Consider the following 19,925-nt stretch of genomic DNA (forward strand, 5'->3'; position numbering starts at 1 on the left):
GGTAAGATCAGGTTTTCAGGTTGTTTTCAGGAAAAAGGGTCCCCAATGGGAAGCCTACAGCACCAACCCATGGAAGAGCGGCGGCATGGGCTGGCTGAGGTCATAGACAAAGCCGTTCACGATGGCGTAGCGCACCTGCCCGTCTTTTTGCAGGGTGAAGTTGGCCGCTTTGTCCAGGCCCAGGGCATGGTTCACCCGCCCAGACACGGCCACCACGTTCAAGGGCAGCGCCGCTGGGTCATGGTTCCTGGGCAGCTGGGTCAATTTCACGGTGGTGTAACCGGAGGCCAATAATTCCCGGGTACGCTCCGGGGTGAGGGCGGCTACGTCGGGCAGGGGTTGCTCATAGACTTTACCGGGCATCAGGGACAGTCCCTCGCCGTTTACTTCTTCATAGCCGTAGAAAACGCTCATGTCGCCAATTTCCTCCACCGAGCTGCGGTGGTAAAAGCCTTTCGGGTTGGCAGCCCGGGCTTCATTCCTTAGAATGCCCACGTCTAACAGCGTATCCCGGCCTTTGACCTGGTAGCGCACGTTGCGCAACACCACATCAAAGAGATTGCGCTCATTCACCGGAATCTTGAAGTACTCTTTGGTCTCGTAGTTCTGATAGCCCTGGTGGCCAATGAGGTGCACCGCAGACAAAATAGAGGCAAAATTCAACTGCCGGATGAACTGCTTCTCAGGGTCTCCGGGAAATCCGCCGGACTCAATCAGAATCAGGCTGGTCCCCCATTTCTGGATATTGTCGCCGAAGGCGCGGGGCTCGTGCTCGTCTGAGTACTTGGCCACCTGCCCCGGTATGAATTGCTGGATGCTCTCATTCATGCCCACAATGGTACGCATGGCCCGTTCCCGCACCTCGTTCACGCTCTGGGCATAGTTATAGGCGGGGGCCAGGAAAGAGATGGTGGCCGGTTGGGGTGTACTGCCCACGGTATAGAGCCGGCTCTGGTCATGAAGGTTGAAGCCGAAGTCTGGGGAAATGCTGTCGCGGAGGCTTTTGAGGAGACGGGCCTCGGGGCTTTGCAGACGCACGGCATCCCGGTTGAGGTCAATTTCCAGGGCGTTGCGGCGGATGAACTTCTCGGCGCCGTCTGGGTTGAGCATGGGCACGAAATAGAGCGTGTTGTTTTCCAGGATTTCACGCCGCACCGGGTCTAGTTCATCAGAACCTTGCAGGAAGTTGAAGATATCCAGCAAGGCCATGGTGGCGGTAGGTTCATCGCCGTGCATCTGAGACCACAGCAGGATCTTGGTTTTCCCGGTACCGGCTTTGACCAGGTAGATGTCCCGGTTCTCCACCGATTTACCTACTACCTGCACTTGGAACAGGGGGTTCTGCTTTAGTTTTTCCAACAGGGGCACCACCTGCCCGTGTTTGAACCGGCGGTGGGTGATGCTGGGCTCCCGATAGGTGTGGTGTTGTTCAAATATTTTCCGGGCCACCCGGGTCACCGGGCTGGTTTGGCAATCGGCACTCAAAACGGTCATGAAAGAAAAGATGAAAAGAAGGAGGATGCGCATGGAACCACGTGGTTTAAGTGGTGCGCCCCGGCAGTGGCGGGAGGTCTGGTATCCGGCCAAGAGCCAAGGCGGTTCAGGCGGTCAATGTAAGGACGAATTCTGGGGAACGGAAAAAATTAGCCAAGAATTTCTGTCTCCTGCCCCTGCGTGAGGGTCCAACCTGTTTATCTCCCCTTTTTTGGAAAAGAAGCACAAAAGGGGAAAGCTTAACCCAGGAACTGGTGTTGACAAAGAATTAGGGTCAGAAACTAGCCGGGAAATAGAAAGAGAAAGGAAGGAAAAAATCAAAAAGCGGTTTCCTATCCCAAGGGTGAATAAGGCTTTTTCCGCCCTTCCGCACCAAGGAGATATCAAATCTATTTCCGGCTCATCTGGTTACCTTTTCGAAAATGCTTGGGCTACAACTACCCAGTACGGTTCAACTTGAACGAACAGCCTTGCCCCATGGACAGCGGATTTATTCGACTAAGAAACCCAAAACTGATCCTCAGCAATCTTCCATAGCAAGCGGAGGCCATGAAGAAGCTCGGACTATAATAAAAGTATTTATTTTCAGTTATAGCATCCTAACATTCAGCCTTTTATCTCATTTCTCAAAAAGAACAACTAAAACCAAACGCCTCTCCAAATCCTGCCTTCTGGGGCCAATCACTCAAAAAGAAAACTAGCCCGTTTTCCCTTTATTTTTCTGAAAAGGCCCTGAAAACTAAGTGGCCTTACACCTTCAGCCGCGGGTCTGGGCTGGCGTATTGGGTGGTGAAATCACCGGCCAGGTATTGGTAATGGGCGGCCATGGCAATCATAGCGGCATTGTCGGTGCAGTACTCAAACCCGGGGATATAGACGTTCCAGCCCAGGCGCAGGGCATGCTCCTGCAGGGCGGCCCGCAGCCCCGTATTAGCTGACACGCCGCCGGCAATAGCGATTTCTTGGATGCCTTGTTCTTTGGCCGCCAATACCAGTTTCTTGAGCAAAGTCTGAATCAAGGCCTGCTGAATGCTGGCACAGATATCCGGTAGGTTCTCCTGCACAAAGTCGGGTTGGGCGGCGGTGTTCTTCTTCACGAAATTCAGGATAGAGGTCTTGATCCCGCTGAAAGAGTAATCATAGCCATCCATGTTCACAATGGGGAACTGGAACCGGTTGGGGTCACCGGTAGAAGCCAGTTTATCCAGCAGAGGTCCGCCCGGGTACGGCAAACCCAGCAGCTTCGCTGATTTATCAAAGGCCTCGCCCACGGCGTCATCTGTGGTTTGGCCCAGCACCTCCATGTCCAGGTGGCTGCGCACCAATACGATTTGGGTATGGCCGCCGCTCACGGTCAGGCACAGGAAAGGGAAATTGGGCCGGGGTTCCTCAATGAAATGGGCCAGGATATGCGCCTGCATGTGGTTCACCTCTATAAGCGGCAGGTTCAGGCCCAAGGCAAAGGATTTCGCGAAGGAACAGCCCACCAGCAAGGCGCCCAAAAGTCCGGGGCCGCGGGTAAAAGCCACCGCATCTAATTGGCTTTTTGCTATATTTGCTTTTTGCAGGGCCTGGGCCACCACGGGTATGATGTTTTGCTGGTGCGCCCGTGACGCTAACTCTGGCACCACGCCGCCGTATTGCTCATGGATTGCCTGCGTGGCTACAATGTTTGAGAGCACGCGGCCGTTTTGGATAACAGAGGCCGAGGTTTCATCACAAGACGATTCTATTGCTAATAGTGTAGGGTTCATATTCCGTTGGAGACGCAAGACCAAGAAGAAACGCTAGAAAAAAAGAAAAACTACCCGCAAGTTATAGCAAAAGCTCTGTTAAAAATAATTCTGGGCGTGCTTCTGGTGGTGGTAGTGGTGGTGGGCGCGCTCACCCTGGCTTTGCGTTTTCCGGCTGTCCAGACCAAAGTGGCCCAAAAAGCGGCCCGCCTTCTCTCCAACACCATCCACCACCAGGTCACCATTGACAGTGTAGATATCAAATTCTTCAAGCGGGTGGTGCTCCACAACGTGCGGGTGCTGGACCGGCAGAAAAAGACGCTTTTTTACATCGGGCAGGCCGAAGCAGACATTAGTTTCTTCAGCCTTTTCAGAAAAGAGGAGACAGAGCTTACCTTGCCCGGCGGCTCCAAGCTGACCATTCCCCTGCCCAAGTTCCCGCCCAACAAGCTCCACATTGCCTCGCTCACGCTCACCCGGCCTGAGGCCAACCTGATTCAGTACAAAGGCTCCGACTCCTTGAACCTGAGTACTTTTATCGCCTCCTTATCCAATCTCATCACCACTGACACCGCCCAGAGCCAGAATCCGTTTGAGTTCAAGATTGACGAGATCGTGCTCAAGAACGGGCACTTCAGTTACCACGACTACAACGAACCCACCACTGCCCATGGCCTGGATTACCAGCACATGGACCTGCAGCGCATCAACGGCCGGTTCTCGGAGATCAACATCATAGGAGACACCATTCAGACGGTGATTACCAGCCTCACCACCATTGACAAGAACTCCCAGACCTACCTCAAGGACCTAGACACCCGCATGACCTTCTCCCCCAAGTTCTGGGAGTGGGATGAGCTGAACCTGCGGGTGAACAACAGCCACCTGGCCAAGTACGTGCGCTTTGACTATGAGCGGTTCATGAACTTCAAGGAGTTCAATGACAGCATGAACGTAACCGCCACATTTGACAGCACTTATATCACCTCAGAGGATGTGGCTCTTTTTGCCACTGTTTTAAAAGACTGGGATGAAAAGGTGCTGATCTCCGGTAAGGTGAAGGGCAAGGTGAAGAACTTCAGGGCGCAGGACATTGACCTCCGGTACGGGCAATACACCCACATTACCGGGGACATCTCTGCCGATGGGCTGCCCAATTTCAAGAACACCTTTGCCGACCTGGTGCTGGGGCCCAGCACGATCAACGCCCGCGACCTGAAGCATTTCCTGCCGGCCAAAGCCTATGCCATGGCTGCCCGGGCCGGCACTGTGCACCTGGAGGGCGAGTTCACCGGCTTCTACAACGACTTTGTGGCGAACGGCTCCTTCAAAAGCGCCCTGGGGAACGTGGTCTCTGACATCAACCTCAAGTTTGACAAGAACAACATTGACCGCTCCGCTTACCGGGGCTACCTTAAGACCTCGGGGTTTGACGTGGGAGGCCTCTTGGGAGACCGCAGCGTGATCAAACGGGTAGCCATGGACGGCCGCGTACAGGGCAGCGGTTTCAGCCTTGCCACGGCCCACCTGAACCTGGACGCCACCATCAACGCGATCAACCTCAAGAACTACAACTACCGCAACATTGTGGTCAACGCTGACCTGAGCCGCCAGAAGTTCAACGGGGATATCCGCATCAATGACCCCAACCTTAAAATGACGGCCAGCGGGCAGATCAACCTGCAGAACAACCGACAGGTGTTTGACCTCAGAACCAATATCTCCTCTGCCAGATTGCATGCCCTGGGGCTAACTGACCAACCCATAGTGCTCTCCACCCAGGCAGACGTGGACTTCACGGGCATTGAACTGGACAAGATTGTTGGGCTGGCCGAATTCAGAAAGACGACACTCTCCTACGCCGGCCGGCAGGTGAACATTGATTCACTCACCATTGAATCGCATTTCCATGACGGCATCAGGGAGCTGCACGTGGGGTCTGAGCTGCTGGCGCTCCAGGCCGGCGGAAACTTCCTGTACTCCACCTTCTTCCGGGACCTACAGACTTTGTATGAGGAATACCGCCTGAACCTGGAGAACAATCCCCTAAAGATCCAAAACTACTACCGCCGCAAAGCCTCTGCCCCACCGGCCTCGTATGAGGTAGATCTGGACGTGCACCTGCGCCAGGTCAACCCACTGCTGCAGGCGTTCTTGCCTCAGGTTTCCATCTCTGACTTCTCCACCATGGAGGGCACGTTCCGGAACGGTCCTACTGCGGTTCTGACCCTGGTGGGCAAGATGGACACCATCCGGTACGGCAACAATGAGTTTTACAAGAACCACCTGGAAGTTACCTCCTCTAAGCTGTGGAACACCCCAGACGTGCTGGCCAACGCCATCATTACCTCTGAGCGGCAAAAGCTGGGCAGTGCCGGTGACACGGAGAAACTGTACATAGAAGGTGTCTGGGACGAGCGCCTCATCCACTTTTCCAGCAACATTGCCCAGACCGGTACCACCAACCGCGCCAACATCAGCGGGAACATCGCATTTGAGCAGGACCAGATCCAGATTGTCTTCAACCGCTCTAACATCAACGTGCTGGACAAGGTCTGGACTATTTCGCCTAACAATACCATTTCTGTTCAAGACGGGGCCCTGCAATTTGAGAACGTGACCTTCTCCAACGGGCCGCAGAGTGTGAGCATTTTTGGGGTTCTTTCCAAAAACCCGCAGGATGTGTTAAGCGTGAACCTTTCCAATTTCCGGCTGGAGAACCTGAACCCCATCTTGCCCGACGAGATTGACGGCCTGCTCAATGGTGAACTTCAGGTGCGCGATCTTTACAGCGAGGTACACCTTTCGTCTCGCCTGGCCGTGGACACGTTCATGATTGGCGGGCAGCTGATTGGGAACGTGGCTGGCACTACCTCCTGGGACAGCCAGCAGGGCCGCATGAACGTTGATCTGGGCATTAGCCGGGATGCCAAAAAGGTGCTGTCGCTCACGGGAACGTATAACCCCAAAGGCGGCGAGGACCAGGAACTTGATTTACTGGCTGTTTTAGACAATGCGCAGCTAAAACTGGTGGAACCGGTGCTCAAGACCATCATGTCTGATCTGGGCGGCACCATGGATGGCCGGGTACGTATCTCCGGAAGGCTGTCGGGCCCTATTCTGAAAGGTTCTGTCATGGTCTCTGACGGCTCCTTTATCTTCAATTACCTCAATACCCGGTACACGTTCTCTGATCGCGTCTTTTTCACCGAGAACGACATCTCTTTCCAGAACGTCCGCATCCGGGACATCTACAACAACACGGCGGTCTTGAACGGGGGCATCTACCACAACGGGTTCCAGAACATGGTGCTGGACCTGCGGGCCCGGTTCAACAAGTTCATGGTGTTGAATACCACCCGCGCTGACAACCCGCTGTATTACGGTACCGCTTTCGCCACCGGCGAAGTCACGGCGCTGGGCGCCACGTCTAACCTGCAGGTCAACATCACCGCCCGAAGCGAGAACAACACCAATATCTCCATTCCGCTAGACAACACCTCTTCTCTGGAGCGGCAGAACTTCATTTCGTTCGTGAACAACAACCCCGCCAAGCAAGACAGCGCGGGGGCGGGTACTCCGGTAGTGCAAAAATCCGTGGACCTCAGCGGCATCCGGCTTAACTTCAACCTGGAGGTCAACGAGAACGCCTACATTGAGCTGATCTTTGACCAGCGGTCCGGGGATATTATCCGGGGCCGGGGGCGCGGGAACATCCGCATGGAGATTGACACGCGGGGCGAGTTCGCCATGTACGGCAACTATGAGATTGTGCAGGGTCGCTACAACTTTACCTTGCTGGGCGTGATCAACAAGGAATTCAACGTGCGGCCCGGGGGCACCGTCACCTTCAATGGCGATCCGCTGGACGGTCTGCTCAAGATCACCGCCACCTACACCCAACGGGTATCCCTGGCTCCCATCTTAGGTGACTTGAGCGAGCAGGACCAGCAGTCTGCCGCGGCCCGGTCCCGCTATCCGGTGACCGCTGTGATGGACCTGGACGGCCCGCTTACCACGCCCCAGATCCGTCTGAACCTGGAGTTCAATGACACCCCCAGCCTTTTGGAATCACAGGTAACCCGCTACCTGAACAACATCCGGAACGATGAGCAGGAACTGAACCGGCAGGTGTTCTCGCTCCTGGCCTTCAAGCGCTTGTCGGCGCAGGATGAATTCCAGGTAGGCCTGGGCGTTGGCGATCTGGGCAGCAGCGTGGGCGAACTTTTCTCTAACCAACTCAGCTACTGGCTCTCGCAGATAGATACCAATCTGGAAGTAGACATTGGAGTGAGCGGCTACGGGGACCAGGTGCTGGATGATGTGCAGTTGAAGCTGAGCTATACCTTCCTGGAAGGCCGCCTGAAAGTAACCCGCGAGGGGAGCGTAAACAATAACCGCCTGGGCAACAACCGTTCTACCGCCGCCGGTGACTGGTCAGTGGAGTATTATCTGAGCCAAAGCGGGCAATTACGCTTGCGGGCCACCTATGAAACCACGCCCCGCGACTTTGAAGCCACCGCTACCGCCAGCAGGCAAACCATCAGTATTCTGCACCAGGCCAACTTTGATAGCTTCGGGGAGCTGTTTAGAAGAAGGAACCTGAGTAAACGTGCCCAGCGCGCTGCCGAGCGGGAACGCATGATCAAACTCGAAGACGATACACCTACGCCCCGGCAGAACTTTTAAAACAGTTTACCGGGCCTTTTCAGGAAACCAGCTTAAAACGATTCGTCAAGGTTTTAGAATCCTACTTCCTTTTCATTGACTGGCCGGCAGGAAATCCTTTCCTGTGCCTTTCCAATTTCCTTTCCTACCAAGCCTGTTTTCTTTCCTTTTTCAGAAATAAGGCAAGGAAACAGCGCATGGTTTGTGAACCAGGTTTGCTGCCAGACTTCTCCTATTCTTTTTTTCATAACCAGATGCGGTTCCATTCTCTTGCCTGAAGGAGTAACTTTCCTTCCGCCAAAAAGTAAGGTTTAACGGGCGCAGGAAGGCTATTTATCCTTTTCACTTCCTGGTTGGCCAGCTTCCTTTTTCCAGGGTCTTTTAGAGAAAACAGGCGAAAAACCACATCTGCTCCGTTCTTCTTCTAAATTATTACTATTTTTGCCGGCATACGTTCCTATGGCTGCTAAACCCCTAAAACACACCCGCAAGAAAAAGCTTGGCAATTACCCGCACACCATGGTGATCTTCAGTATTACCCTGGCGCTGTTTGTGATTGGCTCTTTTGGGCTGCTGCTCATTCATGCCAGCAAGCTCTCTAACCTGGTGAAACAGAACATTGAGGTGCAGGTATACCTGGACCGCGAGATGTCGCCGCTGGAGATAGAGAAGCTGCGGAAGACCCTGGCCCGAAAGGAGTACATTGCCTATGAGGAGAGCAAGCCCCAGGTGATTTTCATGTCGAAGGAAGAGGGCGCCAAGGAATTCATTGACGAGAGCGGGGAAGACTTCCTGACCTTTCTGGGCGAAAACCCCTTGCGTGATGCCTTTATCCTGCGCATCAACCCAGAATTCGCTACCTCAGACCAGCTCAAGAACATCAAGATTGATTTACAGAACACCACCGGCATTCATGAGGTGGATTACGTGGAGAGCCTCATTGACTCCATCAACCACAACCTGCGCCGGGTGAGCATTGTGTTGCTGGCCTTTGCCGGTATTCTGGTGCTGGTGGTCATCATCCTGATCAACAACACCATCAAACTGGCTTTGTATTCCCAGCGGTTCCTGATCAGGAGCATGCAGCTGGTGGGCGCCACTTCTTTCTTCATTCAGCGGCCATTCCTGAACCGGGCTACCTTTCAAGGGCTGGTAAGCGGGGCCCTGGCCTCGCTCCTGCTGTTTGGCTTGCTCCAGTACGCTTACCATGAGATTGCCGAACTGTATCTGCTGCGCGATGAGTACCAGATGCTGATTCTGATGGCCTCGCTGCTTATTTTAGGCGGGGTACTGGGCTTTTTCTCTTCTTACCGGGCCGTAAAGAAATACCTTAGGGCTTCCCTAGACGATTTATACTAAGAACCTCTATCCTTTCATGGAAAACAAGAACCCCTCTCCCTTCGCTTTTGGGAAACGCAACTACCAGATCATGCTCTTAGGCCTCCTGGTGATGGCCATTGGTTTCATTATCATGGCCCTGGATTCCCAGCCGTACGGATATGGTTTCTTAGGGCTCACCTTAGGCCCCATTGTGTTGGTCATCGGTTTTATCATCCAATTTTTCGCCATTCTGGCCAAACCGAGAAAGAGTAACTAGATGAGTATTTGGCAAGCCATCATCCTAGCCATAGTGGAAGGATTGACGGAATTTTTACCAGTATCCTCTACTGGTCACATGGTCATTGCGTCCAGTCTGATGGGCATTAGTGCGTTTGAGTTCACCAAGATGTTCACCATCTCCATCCAATTCGGGGCTATCCTGTCAGTGGTGGTGCTGTACTGGAAGCGCTTTTTCACCTCCCTAGATTTTTACAAAAAGCTGATGACCGCGGTCATTCCAGCCCTGGCTATTGGATTTGCCTTGAAGGATCTGATCTTCAGCATGCTGGAACGGGTAGAGATTGTGGCCATTAGCCTGGTACTGGGCGGTGTGGTGCTCATTTTCATTGACCGCTGGTTCCATGACCGGGAGAACCCGGTGACCACCCCCAGCTACAAGAATGCCTTTGTCATTGGCCTGTTCCAGTGTATTGCCATGATTCCGGGGGTTTCCCGCTCGGCTTCCTCCATTATTGGGGGACTTACGCAAGGCATGACCCGGAAATCGGCTGCGGAGTTCTCTTTTTTCATGGCGGTGCCTACCATGTTAGCAGCCACCGTGTACAGCGTGATCAAAGACCTGCTGCACCTGGAGATTTCAGACGTACTCACGTTCAACCTGCCCAAGATCCAGCATGGCTTTGATTCCATCACCCCCCAGGAATGGCAGGTGCTGCTGGTAGGCAACGTGGTGGCTTTTCTGGTAGCCATGGCCGCCATCAAGTTTTTTGTGGGCTTTTTAACCAAATACGGATTTAAGCTGTTTGGCTATTACCGCATTGTGGTAGGGCTGGTGATTCTGTTATTGCTGGCCTTAGGAGTAGATTTACAAATAGTGTGATGCAGGAAACTCCATATGACTTTGAGGCCGGGGCCATTCTCTTGCTAGACAAACCCCTTACCTGGACTTCCTTTGACGTGGTGAAGAAAACCAAGTTCGCCCTCCGCATCAAGAAGATCGGCCATGCCGGCACCTTGGATCCCCTGGCCACCGGCCTGCTGATCATGTGCACGGGCAAGTTCACCAAGCGCATTGAAGAGATTCAGGCGCAGGAGAAAGAATACACGGGTACCTTCGTTTTAGGGCACACCACTCCTTCCTTCGACCTGGAAACGGAAATAGATTCCACTGCTCCCATTGATTACCTCACCCCTGAGGCCATTCAGGAAGCGGCAGATTCTTTCTTAGGCGAGATTGACCAAACCCCGCCCATCTATTCAGCGGTGAAGGTGAACGGGGAAAGGGCGTATACCCTGGCGCGCCGGGGAGACACCGCTGAGATCAAATCAAAGCGCATCACCATCAAGCAATTTGAGCTAACCGCCATTGAAGGCAACCAGGTGCACTTTAAAGTAGTGTGCTCCAAAGGCACCTACATCCGCAGCCTGGCCCGCGATCTGGGCGAGAAACTAGGGTGCGGGGCCTACCTTTCCAAATTGGTCCGCACCCGCATTGGGGAATACCGCCTGGAAGATGCTATGAGCCTGGACCAACTGCAAGAACTCCGCAAAAAACAACAGGCGCACTATGATCGTCATCCGGGAGCTTAGCCAATTTCCTGCCCTATCGCAGGCGGTGGTCACCTCGGGTACGTTTGATGGCGTGCATGTGGGCCACCAGAAAATCCTTTCACGTCTCATAGAGGCTGCCCGCCAGGACCAGGGCCAAAGTGTGGTCATCACCTATTGGCCCCATCCGCGCACCGTGCTACGGCCGGAAGATGATTCTTTACGTTTGCTGTCTACGGTGGAGGAACGTATAGAGGCGCTGCGGGCTTTTGGGGTAGATTACCTCTTGCTTCTGCCTTTCACCAAAGAATTCGCCCAGCTTTCCTCAGAGGAATACATCCAGCAGATCCTCATTAAGACCATCCGGACCAAGAAGCTGGTGATAGGCTATGACCACCGCTTCGGGAAGAACCGCGAAGGAGGCTTTGATTATCTCCAGCAGAATGCCTCCCGGTACGGGTTTGTGGTAGAGGAGATTCCCCGGCAGGATGTGGACGCCATAGGCGTAAGCTCCAGCAAGATCAGGACCGCCCTGGAGAAAGGCGATGTGGCTACCGCTGCCAAGTACCTGGGCCGCCCCTACGCCCTCACCGGCACGGTGGTAACCGGAAAGCAACTGGGCCGCACCATCGGGTTCCCTACGGCTAATCTGGAATTGCCTGAAAAACTGAAGCTGGTTCCTGCGCAGGGCGTGTACGCCGTACAGGTGCAAACTAGCTCTGGTACCTATAAGGGAATGCTGAACATCGGCACCCGCCCCACCGTGAACGGCACGTCCCAGACCATTGAAGTACACCTCTTTGATTTCAACGGTGACCTGTACGGTCAAGACTTAACCCTTTCCTTCGCTTCCTATTTGCGCCCCGAGCAGAAGTTCTCCGGCCTGGACGCCCTTATTGCCCAATTACGTCTAGACAGGACCGCAGCCTTACAAGTGTTAGGATAAATCAGGTAAATCCGTAACTTCACCTCGGGCTTTCACGATAGAGACAGAGGGAAGCAAGCCCGGATTCTGGTAGATCATCTAACGCATTACTGCTGTATGTTCAGAAGCATTCTCTCTGTGGTAGGCGGAGCCGCTATTGGGGTATTCACCATCAGTCTGGTGCAATACATGAGCCACCAGCTCTACCCCGTGCCCGCGCACCTAAACCCCAACCAAGGCCAGGCGGTGGCCTCCGCCCTGGAAAATGCCCCCACCGCTGCCCTGCTGCTCGTTCTCTTTGGTTTCGCCCTGGGTTCTTTCTTGGCCGGCATGGTGGCGGCCCGCTATGCCCATACCAGGAAGGTGCTGCATGCCTTGCTGGCCGGCCTTCTGCTCATGGTAGCCGGGATCGCGAACCTGCTGGCCCTTCCGCACCCCCTTTGGTTTGCCGTGGTTTCTCTGCTGCTGTACCTGCCCATGGCGTATTTCGGCGGCAACATGGCAGCGCGGCGCATGCCGTAGGCCCCAGTTGTTTTAGAGCTGTTTTTCAGAAAAGGCAGGGTAAAGGGTCGTTTTTCCTCTTGAAGGCAGCTGTTTCCGTATTCTGTTTACATCCACGTGTTCTTCTACGTTATCCTTACTATACCTATGATCAATAAAGTAGTACCAGATGCGGCCGCGGCCTGCCATGATATCCCAGACGGGGCCACGCTTATGCTGGGCGGCTTCGGCCTGTGCGGAATCCCCGAAAACGCGATCCAGGAAATCCTGCGCAAAGGCATCAAAGACCTTACCTGTATCTCTAACAATGCCGGGGTAGATGATTTCGGGATTGGGCTGATGCTGCAAAAACGGCAGGTGAAGAAAATGATCTCCAGCTACGTGGGCGAGAATGCCGAATTTGAGCGCCAGTTGCTCTCGGGGGAGCTGGAGGTGGAATTAATTCCACAGGGCACCTTGGCGGAGCGCATCAGAGCCGGTGGCGCCGGCATACCGGCCTTTTTCACGCCGGCCGGCTACGGCACCGAGGTAGGCGAAGGCAAAGAGAGCCGCGAGTTCCACGGCAAGATGTATTTGATGGAAACCTGGCTCAAAGCTGATTTTGCCTTGGTAAAAGCCTGGAAAGGCGATACGGCCGGCAACCTCATCTACAAGGGAACCGCCCGCAACTTCAACCCCATGATGGCCACCGCCGGTAAGATCACCATTGCCGAGGTAGAGGAACTGGTGCCCGAAGGCGAACTGGACCCCAACCTGATCCACACCCCCGGCATTTACGTACAGCGCATCTTCCAAGGTAAGGACTACGAGAAACGGATTGAGCAGCGGACTGTTCGGCAGGCGAAGCCTGTCTCTTGATGTGGAGATTTGGAAATTAGGAGATGTGAGGATGTGTGGATGGGAGGATGTGGGGATTGTAAAAACAGGTTAAACGATCATCATGGAGAAACAACAGCCGCAGAATCTCATTTTAGATCTTACCCTTGACTTTTCTGTATCGGTTATAGAGTATGCAGAACAGTTGGAGGCCCAGAGAAAATTTGTGGTGGCCAACCAGCTCCTGAAAAGCGGAACTTCTATTGGAGCCAATGTAAAGGAGGCGCAAAATGCCGAAAGCAAAGCAGATTTCATCCACAAGTTCAAAATAGCAGCCAAAGAAGTGGAAGAGACTGAGTACTGGTTAATGCTTTGTCACCGCGCACCAACCTATCCAAATCCAGACCATCTTCAAAAGGATCTCCATTCCATCAAAAAGATCATCTCCAAAATCATCATCAGCTCAAAAACAAAAAATTGAAAGCAGCAGAAAAAGGGCATTGAAAGAAGACAAAACTTAATTTCCACATCCCCACATTTTCAAATCTTCAAATCTCCAAATTCTCTCATCTTCAAATTTACACATCTTCAAATTTACACATCTTCCCATCTTCAAATTGACGAATGAAATGAGTCTAGATAAACACGGCATTGCCAAAAGAATAGCCCAGGAATTGGAAGAAGGCTTCTATGTGAACCTGGGCATCGGGATTCCTACTCTGGTGGCCAATTATATCCCGGAAGGAATGAACGTGGTCCTGCAGAGCGAGAACGGGCTGCTGGGCATGGGCCCCTTCCCTAGCGAGGACGAGGTAGACCCCGACCTCATCAACGCCGGCAAACAAACGGTCACTACCCTGCCTGGGTCAGCCCTTTTCAGCTCAGCGGAGAGTTTTGCCATGATCCGGGGAGAACACGTGCACCTGACCATTTTGGGGGCCATGGAAGTCTCTGAGCGCGGTGACATTGCCAACTGGAAGATACCCGGCAAGATGGTGAAAGGCATGGGCGGCGCCATGGACCTGGTGGCCTCCGCCAAAAACATCATCGTGGCCATGCAGCACACTTCCAAAGACGGCCAATCCAAGCTCTTGACCGACTGCTCCCTGCCCATCACGGGGCTGCGGTGCGTGAAGAAGATAGTGACGGATCTGGCGGTGCTGGAAGTAACACCAGACGGCTTCAAATTGCTGGAGCGGGCTCCCGGCGTGACCGTGGAGCAGATCAAAGCCGCTACCCAAGGGAAACTTTTGGTGGAAGGCGAGATTCCTGAAATTAAAGTGTGACGCTGCTTGTTACAAAAAAGGCGTATTAAGCCTCAAGCAAGGAAACAGGGGAAGGTTTTGGGTTCTTATTTAGCAAAACAGGCCCAAAACCCGTATACCTGCCAACCGGCCCTTGGCTTGGCCGCCGATTAAAGCTTTTGTAACTTTGAAGGAATGCCTTTCCGCTGCACCATAGTTGGGGATTGTCCCTTACCAGAGTGGCAAGGAACAAAAGGCGTTTTATAACTGATTTTACCAAACATGAGTGAAAATACCGAACACAAATTAATCCTCCGGCAGCTTACCACGTCTGATTACAAGGAAGTAAAACAAATTATGGAGCTGGTCTACACCAACATTGGCGGCTCCTGGACCCAGAAAGAATTCTCCTCCCTTCTCAAGCGCTTCCCTGAAGGCCAGCTTTGTATTGAAGACAAAGGCCGGGTAGTGGCCGCGGCGCTCAGCATCATTGTGCAGTACTCAGAGCACGGCGACAAGCACACCTATGAGCAGATTGTGGGGGGCGGCAAGTTTGACACCCATGACCCAGACGGCGACACCCTGTATGGTGTAGACGTATTTGTGCACCCCGAGTACCGTAACCTTCGGCTGGGCCGGCGTTTGTATGACGCCCGCAAGGAGCTGTGTGAGAACCTGAACCTGCGCGGGATCATCCTGGGCGGGCGAATTCCCGGGTACAAAGAGCACTCCGACAAGATGACGCCGGGCAAGTACATTGAGCAGGTCCGCAACAAGGAGATCTATGACCCTATTCTCACCTTCCAGCTTAGTAATGGCTTCCACGTCCGGAAAATCATCAGAGGGTACATGCCCCAGGACAAGGAATCTAAAGCCTATGCCTCGCTGCTGGAGTGGATCAACGTCTACTATGAGGAAAAAGAAACCCTGGTGGGCGGCAAGAAACGCATTGTGCGGATTGGGGTAATCCAGTGGCAGATGCGCCAGATGACCTCCCTGGAGGATTTTGAGCAGCAGGTGGAGTTCTTCATTGACACCGTCAGCTCTTACAAAGCGGACCTGGTGTTGTTCCCGGAGTTCTTTAACGCTCCTCTTATGGCTCTTTCAGACGAGAGAACCCCATCGGCGGCCATCAGGAAACTGGCCGAGTATACGGATGGCATTAGGGAGCGCCTCATTCACCTGGCCCTCTCCTACAACATCAACATCATCGCGGGCAGCATGCCCGAGTACATTGACAACAAGCTGCACAACGTAAGCTACCTCTGCCGCCGAGATGGTACCTATGACAAGCAGTACAAGCTGCACGTGACCCCAGATGAGTCGCATTACTGGGGGATGCGCGGCGGAAACAAACTTGCCGTTTTTGACACCGACTTCGGGAAAGTGGGAATCTTGATCTGCTATGACGTGGAATTCCCTGAACTGGCCCGGATGCTGTCTGACCAGGAAATGAAGATTCTCTTTGTGCCTTACCAGACCGATACCAAGAACGCGTACCTGCGGGTGCGGCATTGTGCGCAAGCCAGAGCCATTGAGAACGAGTGCTACGTTGCCATCACCGGCAGCGTGGGCAACCTACCCCGGGTGGAGAACATGGACATCCAGTATTCGCAGTCGGCGGTTTTCTCGCCCTCAGACGTGGCCTTCCCGCATGATGCCATCATCGCAGAGGCCACGCCCAACACCGAGATGACCCTCATTGCCGACCTGGACCTGGACTTGCTCAAGGACCTGAACACCACCGGCAGCGTCAGGAACCTGAGAGACCGCCGCAAGGACCTTTACAACCTTAGCTGGCTCCACCAGAAAGAAGATGATTTGACTGAGATTTAAGTAAAAGTGACCTAAAACAGAAAAGCCGGTAATGTTTACCGGCTTTTCTGTTTTAGTGCGTTGAAAGGGTGGCGCTTGCTGCTGCCTTTGTTTCTTTTGTTACGCCCCTCTAAGGAGTCTCTTGTTTTTCCTGCTTTCTGCCCAAAAGGCCGCTAAAACAGCCAGTACAAAGCCAGCGATGGCTCCTGACAAAAGGTGGATCTTCAACCTGGGTCCGCTGGGGTGCACCAAGGGCGCGAAACCCACCACCACCTGCACCGTTTCCAGTTCCTTCAATTCGGCCTCCATGGCGGCCTGGGTTTCAAATAGAGCAGCGCTTTGCTTGTACAGGTTGGTGGGATCTAAGGGCTCTCCGTAGACAAAACCATTGGTGGGGCCTTTCAACGCCACGGCTACCTGCTTGATACTATCAATAGAGGCAATGTCTTGTTTGAGTTTAGCCACGGTGGCTTGTAACTGCTCTCTTTTGGTTTGGGTGCTTTTGGCGAAATAGGGGTTATTCTTAAAATACCCCAACAGTGCCCCCTGCAAGGGAGCAAAGAATTTGTTGTCATATAGTTCCACGTCTACCTTAAACGGGGAGCCTACCATGACACTGTCTTCGGGTGTCCGTACATGGTCAATGCTGATGTATTTGACAGACTTGATGTTGGTTGCTTCCTCTGGCGTGAGTTGGAGATCAGAAGCCACTACATTCCAATTGCCGTCGGCTACCAACAGGGAAAGGCGATGCACCTGATCAGCGAAAAACTCATTCCTCAGGGCCGAAGGAGCCAGGGTGAGCGAGGACATGTAGTAGGGCCGTTTGGATTGGTGCCACAGGTAACTCACCCCTATTCCCAGCAAAGTCACCAGCACCACCAGGGGCCACCGGCGAAGCAGCATATAAAAGGTGCCGGTGATCCCCGCCCATATACTTTTCAGGAGAGAACCCAGTTTCTGGAAAACTTCCCTTAAATCAATTTCATCGGTTTCTCTATGCACTCTGGGAACTGGTTTTTCCATGGGACCGTCATTCGTCTACTCTCCTCAAAAATAGGAAAAGTTTACAGAATCCCGTTTAAAAGCTTGCCTGGGGCTATGGGCTTCTTTTGGCGCTTCCCTTTTTAATAAACTACCTTTGCAGATATGTGCCCCGGCTTAATTTTTATTTTTGGCACCCAGGAAGCACGTGTTCAATTAAAGGGAAGCGTAAGTAATGCTGAAATGGGATTGGCTTCGTTAATTTCCTAATCAGCAGTCCTACGCACCGGCATTTTTCCAGACCAAAAAAGAATCCCTTGTTAAAAAACAAAAGAAACAGCAAAGATTTTATTGGTGGCCGGGTTTTGAAGAACCTAGCTTCCTTAGGGTCTTTGCAGCTCCTGAACTTCCTGATTCCACTGGTACTGTCGCCGTACCTGGTTCGCGTGATAGGGCTGGAGAACTTTGGAAGGGTGGCGGTAGCTCAGGCGCTGATCTCCTACTTCAATATCCTCACGGACTATGGCTTCTACATCACGGCCACAAAGCACATCTCGCAGAACAGGGACAACAAGGCGGTGATTGAAACCCTATACAGCGAGGTGCTTACAACCAAATTGGTGCTGCTAGGCTTCAGTTTCCTGCTTCTGCTGGGATTAGTGCCCCTCTTAAGTCCTCCAGAAACTAATCCGCTGCTGTATCTGCTCTCTTTCACGCTGGTGCTGGGACAAGCGGCCTTTCCCATCTGGCTGTTCCATGGCTTGGAAGACATGAAGTACATCACTATCGTCAACACCCTTTCCAAAGTGGTTTCGGTAATTTTGATTGTGCTGTTCGTCACAAGCCCGGCAGATTATATTTATATTAACTTCTTCCTGGGTCTGGGTACCATGCTGGCAGCGGCCATCAGTTTGGTGTTCATCAAAAAGAAATATGGTCTGGGGTATAGGCCCGTCACGCTGCAGAGGGTGAAACACCATCTCCGGGAAGGGAAAGACATTTTCATTTCTAATTTCGCGGTGAACCTGTACTCCAATTCCAATATCCTGATTCTGGGGCTTTTTGCCTCTGTGGAGGTAGTTGGCTTTTACAGCGTGGCAGAAAAGATCATCAATGCGGTCAGGCAATTACTGGGGGTCTACTTTCAGGCCATTTACCCTTCTATGTGCAATCTGGTAGCCAAGACAAAACAAGAGATTCTAGACGTCACGTTGCGTTTACACGTTCCTTTTTCGTTAGCCATCTTATTCTTGTGCGGGGCTATTTACTTTTTCTCAGAGGAACTTACCCTCTATTTCTCTGGCACCTCGGCTCCTGAGATTATCTACCTGATCAAGGTATTGAGCTTTGTACCGTTTATTGTGGCGCTAAATATCCCGTCTAACCAGTTCCTGCTCATCTTTGGCTATACAGAGAGTTACCGGACCACTCTTTTGCTGGGGTCTTTGCTTAACTTGCTCCTGAACACGGTGTTAAGTTACTTTTACCTGGCCCAGGGTACCGCCGTGGCCGTCATGATCACCGAGGTTTTTATCACGGCTGGGTTGATAGCGGTTCTTGAATCCAAAAACCCTGTTTTTGGGCTATTATTTACAAAACGCCCCGTAAACCAAAGCTAATGACCGGGTGGTTTTAAGTCTACCTGGATTTTAAACTAAAAAAGAGGGCAAATACCAGTGTTGGGTAACCTCACTCCCACTTGTTCCTTTAAATGCGCAGGTTACTTCTATAATTTACAGTTGGCAAATGCACCTTTCCACTTTAGAAAATACAGCGGGCGTAGTGGTCCTTTATAACCCCCAAGTGGATGTCCTGGCGAATATAGCCACCTATCTGCCTGACCTTGCTGTGCTCTACTGCCTTGACAATTCAGAGGAAAAAAACCACGGCCTGATCGAAAAGTTGATGGCCACCCCTAAGGTGCACTACCTGGATCTCCAGGGAAATAAGGGCTTGGCGGCAGCTTTGAACAAAGGCGCTGCCCTGGCCATAAAACAAGAATTCCTATGGCTCCTGACCATGGACCAGGATAGTGCAGCCCAAACCGGAATGATCCCCCTCCTGCGCCAAGCCTTGGCACACACTCAGGAAGAGAAGGTGGCCATAGTAGCCCCATTCCAACAGGACAAAGACAACCAGGGCCAGACAAGGCAAGAGGGGATTCAGGAGGTGGAGGCCGTCATGACTTCAGGGAACCTGCTTAGCCTTTCGGCTTACTCTGCCGTTGGGCCCTTCAAGGACGAGTTCTTCATTGATTACCTGGACTACGAGTTTTGCCTGCGCCTGCGGCTACAAGGGTATAAGATATTGCAGAACCCGCAGGCGGTTTTATTTCATAGCGTAGGTGACATAACCCTGAACAGTTTTCTAGGGGTCCACATCACTGCCTCCAACCACTCGGCGCTGCGGAGATACTATATCACACGCAACCGGCTGCAGGTGATGGAAACCTATAAAAGGCATTTTCCAGGGTACTTTAAACAAGAGGTCTTAGATTTGCTGAAAGATGTGATAAGAATCACCTTTTTCGAAAAAGATAAATTGAAAAAACTGAGGTACATGGGCTACGGGATAAGGGATTTCCGAAACAGGAGGTTTGGTAAATTCCAGAAATAAAGTTCTTCCCCCGCTTTCCCC

The 19,925-nt window shown here is 52.7% G+C and carries 18 protein-coding genes; 14 read left to right on the plus strand and 4 right to left on the minus strand.

The annotated features are described in order from the left end of the window. Positions 1 to 54 precede the first annotated feature (54 nt). On the minus strand, positions 55 to 1,527 hold the full coding sequence (locus tag FOE74_RS10340) for a M14 family metallopeptidase (protein WP_225840767.1): 1,473 nt from the start codon (positions 1,525 to 1,527) through the stop codon (positions 55 to 57). 178 nt (positions 1,528 to 1,705) lie between these two features. On the opposite strand from FOE74_RS10340, the gene FOE74_RS10345 reads away from it, so the two are divergent. Continuing rightward, positions 1,706 to 1,954, plus strand: coding sequence for a hypothetical protein (locus FOE74_RS10345; RefSeq protein WP_149098519.1), 249 nt, complete (start codon positions 1,706 to 1,708; stop codon positions 1,952 to 1,954). A gap of 289 nt (positions 1,955 to 2,243) precedes the next feature. Here the strand turns inward: FOE74_RS10345 and tsaD are convergent, their stop codons facing one another. After that, positions 2,244 to 3,248 carry a tRNA (adenosine(37)-N6)-threonylcarbamoyltransferase complex transferase subunit TsaD gene (gene tsaD / locus FOE74_RS10350; protein WP_149098520.1) on the minus strand — a complete coding sequence of 335 codons (1,005 nt, stop codon included), beginning with the start codon at positions 3,246 to 3,248 and terminating at the stop codon, positions 2,244 to 2,246. A 96-nt stretch (positions 3,249 to 3,344) separates the two neighbouring features. On the opposite strand from tsaD, the gene FOE74_RS10355 reads away from it, so the two are divergent. After that, positions 3,345 to 7,916 carry a translocation/assembly module TamB domain-containing protein gene (locus FOE74_RS10355; protein WP_149098521.1) on the plus strand — a complete coding sequence of 1,524 codons (4,572 nt, stop codon included), beginning with the start codon at positions 3,345 to 3,347 and terminating at the stop codon, positions 7,914 to 7,916. A gap of 53 nt (positions 7,917 to 7,969) precedes the next feature. Here the strand turns inward: FOE74_RS10355 and FOE74_RS21210 are convergent, their stop codons facing one another. After that, positions 7,970 to 8,143 (minus strand): hypothetical protein, encoded by a 174-nt coding sequence (locus FOE74_RS21210; RefSeq protein ID WP_188686582.1) that lies wholly within the window; start codon positions 8,141 to 8,143, stop codon positions 7,970 to 7,972. Between the two features lie 211 nt (positions 8,144 to 8,354). On the opposite strand from FOE74_RS21210, the gene FOE74_RS10360 reads away from it, so the two are divergent. From FOE74_RS10360 to FOE74_RS10405, 10 genes are all read left to right on the plus strand, one after another. After that, entirely contained in the window at positions 8,355 to 9,254 is a 900-nt protein-coding gene (locus FOE74_RS10360; RefSeq protein WP_149098522.1) for a cell division protein FtsX, read from the plus strand. A 16-nt stretch (positions 9,255 to 9,270) separates the two neighbouring features. Beyond that, on the plus strand, positions 9,271 to 9,492 hold the full coding sequence (locus tag FOE74_RS10365) for a DUF3098 domain-containing protein (RefSeq protein WP_149098523.1): 222 nt from the start codon (positions 9,271 to 9,273) through the stop codon (positions 9,490 to 9,492). After that, positions 9,493 to 10,335 carry an undecaprenyl-diphosphate phosphatase gene (locus FOE74_RS10370; protein WP_149098524.1) on the plus strand — a complete coding sequence of 281 codons (843 nt, stop codon included), beginning with the start codon at positions 9,493 to 9,495 and terminating at the stop codon, positions 10,333 to 10,335. Continuing rightward, positions 10,335 to 11,045 (plus strand): tRNA pseudouridine(55) synthase TruB, encoded by a 711-nt coding sequence (gene truB, locus FOE74_RS10375; RefSeq protein WP_149098525.1) that lies wholly within the window; start codon positions 10,335 to 10,337, stop codon positions 11,043 to 11,045. Before FOE74_RS10370 ends, truB begins: the two co-directional genes overlap by 1 nt. After that, a complete protein-coding gene (locus tag FOE74_RS10380) occupies positions 11,023 to 11,949 on the plus strand; it encodes a bifunctional riboflavin kinase/FAD synthetase (protein WP_149098526.1) in 927 nt (308 codons plus the stop codon). Before truB ends, FOE74_RS10380 begins: the two co-directional genes overlap by 23 nt. 96 nt (positions 11,950 to 12,045) lie before the next feature. Then, positions 12,046 to 12,450 carry a hypothetical protein gene (locus tag FOE74_RS10385; RefSeq protein ID WP_149098527.1) on the plus strand — a complete coding sequence of 135 codons (405 nt, stop codon included), beginning with the start codon at positions 12,046 to 12,048 and terminating at the stop codon, positions 12,448 to 12,450. Between the two features lie 126 nt (positions 12,451 to 12,576). Continuing rightward, positions 12,577 to 13,287, plus strand: coding sequence for a CoA transferase subunit A (locus tag FOE74_RS10390; RefSeq protein ID WP_149098528.1), 711 nt, complete (start codon positions 12,577 to 12,579; stop codon positions 13,285 to 13,287). 82 nt (positions 13,288 to 13,369) lie between these two features. Then, the gene (locus tag FOE74_RS10395; RefSeq protein WP_149098529.1) at positions 13,370 to 13,726 is read left to right on the plus strand and encodes a four helix bundle protein; all 357 of its coding nucleotides are present in this window, start codon (positions 13,370 to 13,372) and stop codon (positions 13,724 to 13,726) included. A gap of 148 nt (positions 13,727 to 13,874) precedes the next feature. Further along, positions 13,875 to 14,531 (plus strand): 3-oxoacid CoA-transferase subunit B, encoded by a 657-nt coding sequence (locus FOE74_RS10400; protein ID WP_149098530.1) that lies wholly within the window; start codon positions 13,875 to 13,877, stop codon positions 14,529 to 14,531. A gap of 240 nt (positions 14,532 to 14,771) precedes the next feature. Beyond that, positions 14,772 to 16,325: a bifunctional GNAT family N-acetyltransferase/carbon-nitrogen hydrolase family protein gene (locus tag FOE74_RS10405; protein WP_149098531.1), complete on the plus strand. Its 1,554-nt coding sequence runs from the start codon at positions 14,772 to 14,774 to the stop codon at positions 16,323 to 16,325. A gap of 99 nt (positions 16,326 to 16,424) precedes the next feature. On the opposite strand, the gene FOE74_RS10410 is transcribed toward FOE74_RS10405, so the two are convergent. Then, positions 16,425 to 17,309 carry a hypothetical protein gene (locus FOE74_RS10410; protein ID WP_149098532.1) on the minus strand — a complete coding sequence of 295 codons (885 nt, stop codon included), beginning with the start codon at positions 17,307 to 17,309 and terminating at the stop codon, positions 16,425 to 16,427. A 296-nt stretch (positions 17,310 to 17,605) separates the two neighbouring features. Between FOE74_RS10410 and FOE74_RS10415 the strand changes: the two genes are divergently transcribed. Then, positions 17,606 to 18,907 carry an oligosaccharide flippase family protein gene (locus FOE74_RS10415; protein ID WP_188686599.1) on the plus strand — a complete coding sequence of 434 codons (1,302 nt, stop codon included), beginning with the start codon at positions 17,606 to 17,608 and terminating at the stop codon, positions 18,905 to 18,907. A gap of 127 nt (positions 18,908 to 19,034) precedes the next feature. Beyond that, entirely contained in the window at positions 19,035 to 19,904 is an 870-nt protein-coding gene (locus FOE74_RS10420; RefSeq protein WP_149098534.1) for a glycosyltransferase family 2 protein, read from the plus strand. Positions 19,905 to 19,925: the final 21 nt, after the last annotated feature.

Source organism: Rufibacter glacialis (assembly GCF_008271745.1).
GTDB classification, from domain to species: Bacteria; Bacteroidota; Bacteroidia; order Cytophagales; family Hymenobacteraceae; genus Nibribacter; species Nibribacter glacialis.

Excerpts from the sequence above, each read along its gene's own strand:
- FOE74_RS10340 (WP_225840767.1), bottom strand. The coding sequence starts at position 1,527 with ATGCGCATCCTCCTTCTTTTCATCTTTTCTTTCATGACCGTTTTGAGT.
- tsaD (WP_149098520.1), bottom strand. The coding sequence starts at position 3,248 with ATGAACCCTACACTATTAGCAATAGAATCGTCTTGTGATGAAACCTCG.
- FOE74_RS21210 (WP_188686582.1), bottom strand. The coding sequence starts at position 8,143 with ATGAAAAAAAGAATAGGAGAAGTCTGGCAGCAAACCTGGTTCACAAAC.
- FOE74_RS10360 (WP_149098522.1), top strand. The coding sequence starts at position 8,355 with ATGGCTGCTAAACCCCTAAAACACACCCGCAAGAAAAAGCTTGGCAAT.
- FOE74_RS10365 (WP_149098523.1), top strand. The coding sequence starts at position 9,271 with ATGGAAAACAAGAACCCCTCTCCCTTCGCTTTTGGGAAACGCAACTAC.
- FOE74_RS10370 (WP_149098524.1), top strand. The coding sequence starts at position 9,493 with ATGAGTATTTGGCAAGCCATCATCCTAGCCATAGTGGAAGGATTGACG.
- truB (WP_149098525.1), top strand. The coding sequence starts at position 10,335 with ATGCAGGAAACTCCATATGACTTTGAGGCCGGGGCCATTCTCTTGCTA.
- FOE74_RS10380 (WP_149098526.1), top strand. The coding sequence starts at position 11,023 with ATGATCGTCATCCGGGAGCTTAGCCAATTTCCTGCCCTATCGCAGGCG.
- FOE74_RS10385 (WP_149098527.1), top strand. The coding sequence starts at position 12,046 with ATGTTCAGAAGCATTCTCTCTGTGGTAGGCGGAGCCGCTATTGGGGTA.
- FOE74_RS10390 (WP_149098528.1), top strand. The coding sequence starts at position 12,577 with ATGATCAATAAAGTAGTACCAGATGCGGCCGCGGCCTGCCATGATATC.
- FOE74_RS10395 (WP_149098529.1), top strand. The coding sequence starts at position 13,370 with ATGGAGAAACAACAGCCGCAGAATCTCATTTTAGATCTTACCCTTGAC.
- FOE74_RS10400 (WP_149098530.1), top strand. The coding sequence starts at position 13,875 with ATGAGTCTAGATAAACACGGCATTGCCAAAAGAATAGCCCAGGAATTG.
- FOE74_RS10405 (WP_149098531.1), top strand. The coding sequence starts at position 14,772 with ATGAGTGAAAATACCGAACACAAATTAATCCTCCGGCAGCTTACCACG.
- FOE74_RS10420 (WP_149098534.1), top strand. The coding sequence starts at position 19,035 with ATGCACCTTTCCACTTTAGAAAATACAGCGGGCGTAGTGGTCCTTTAT.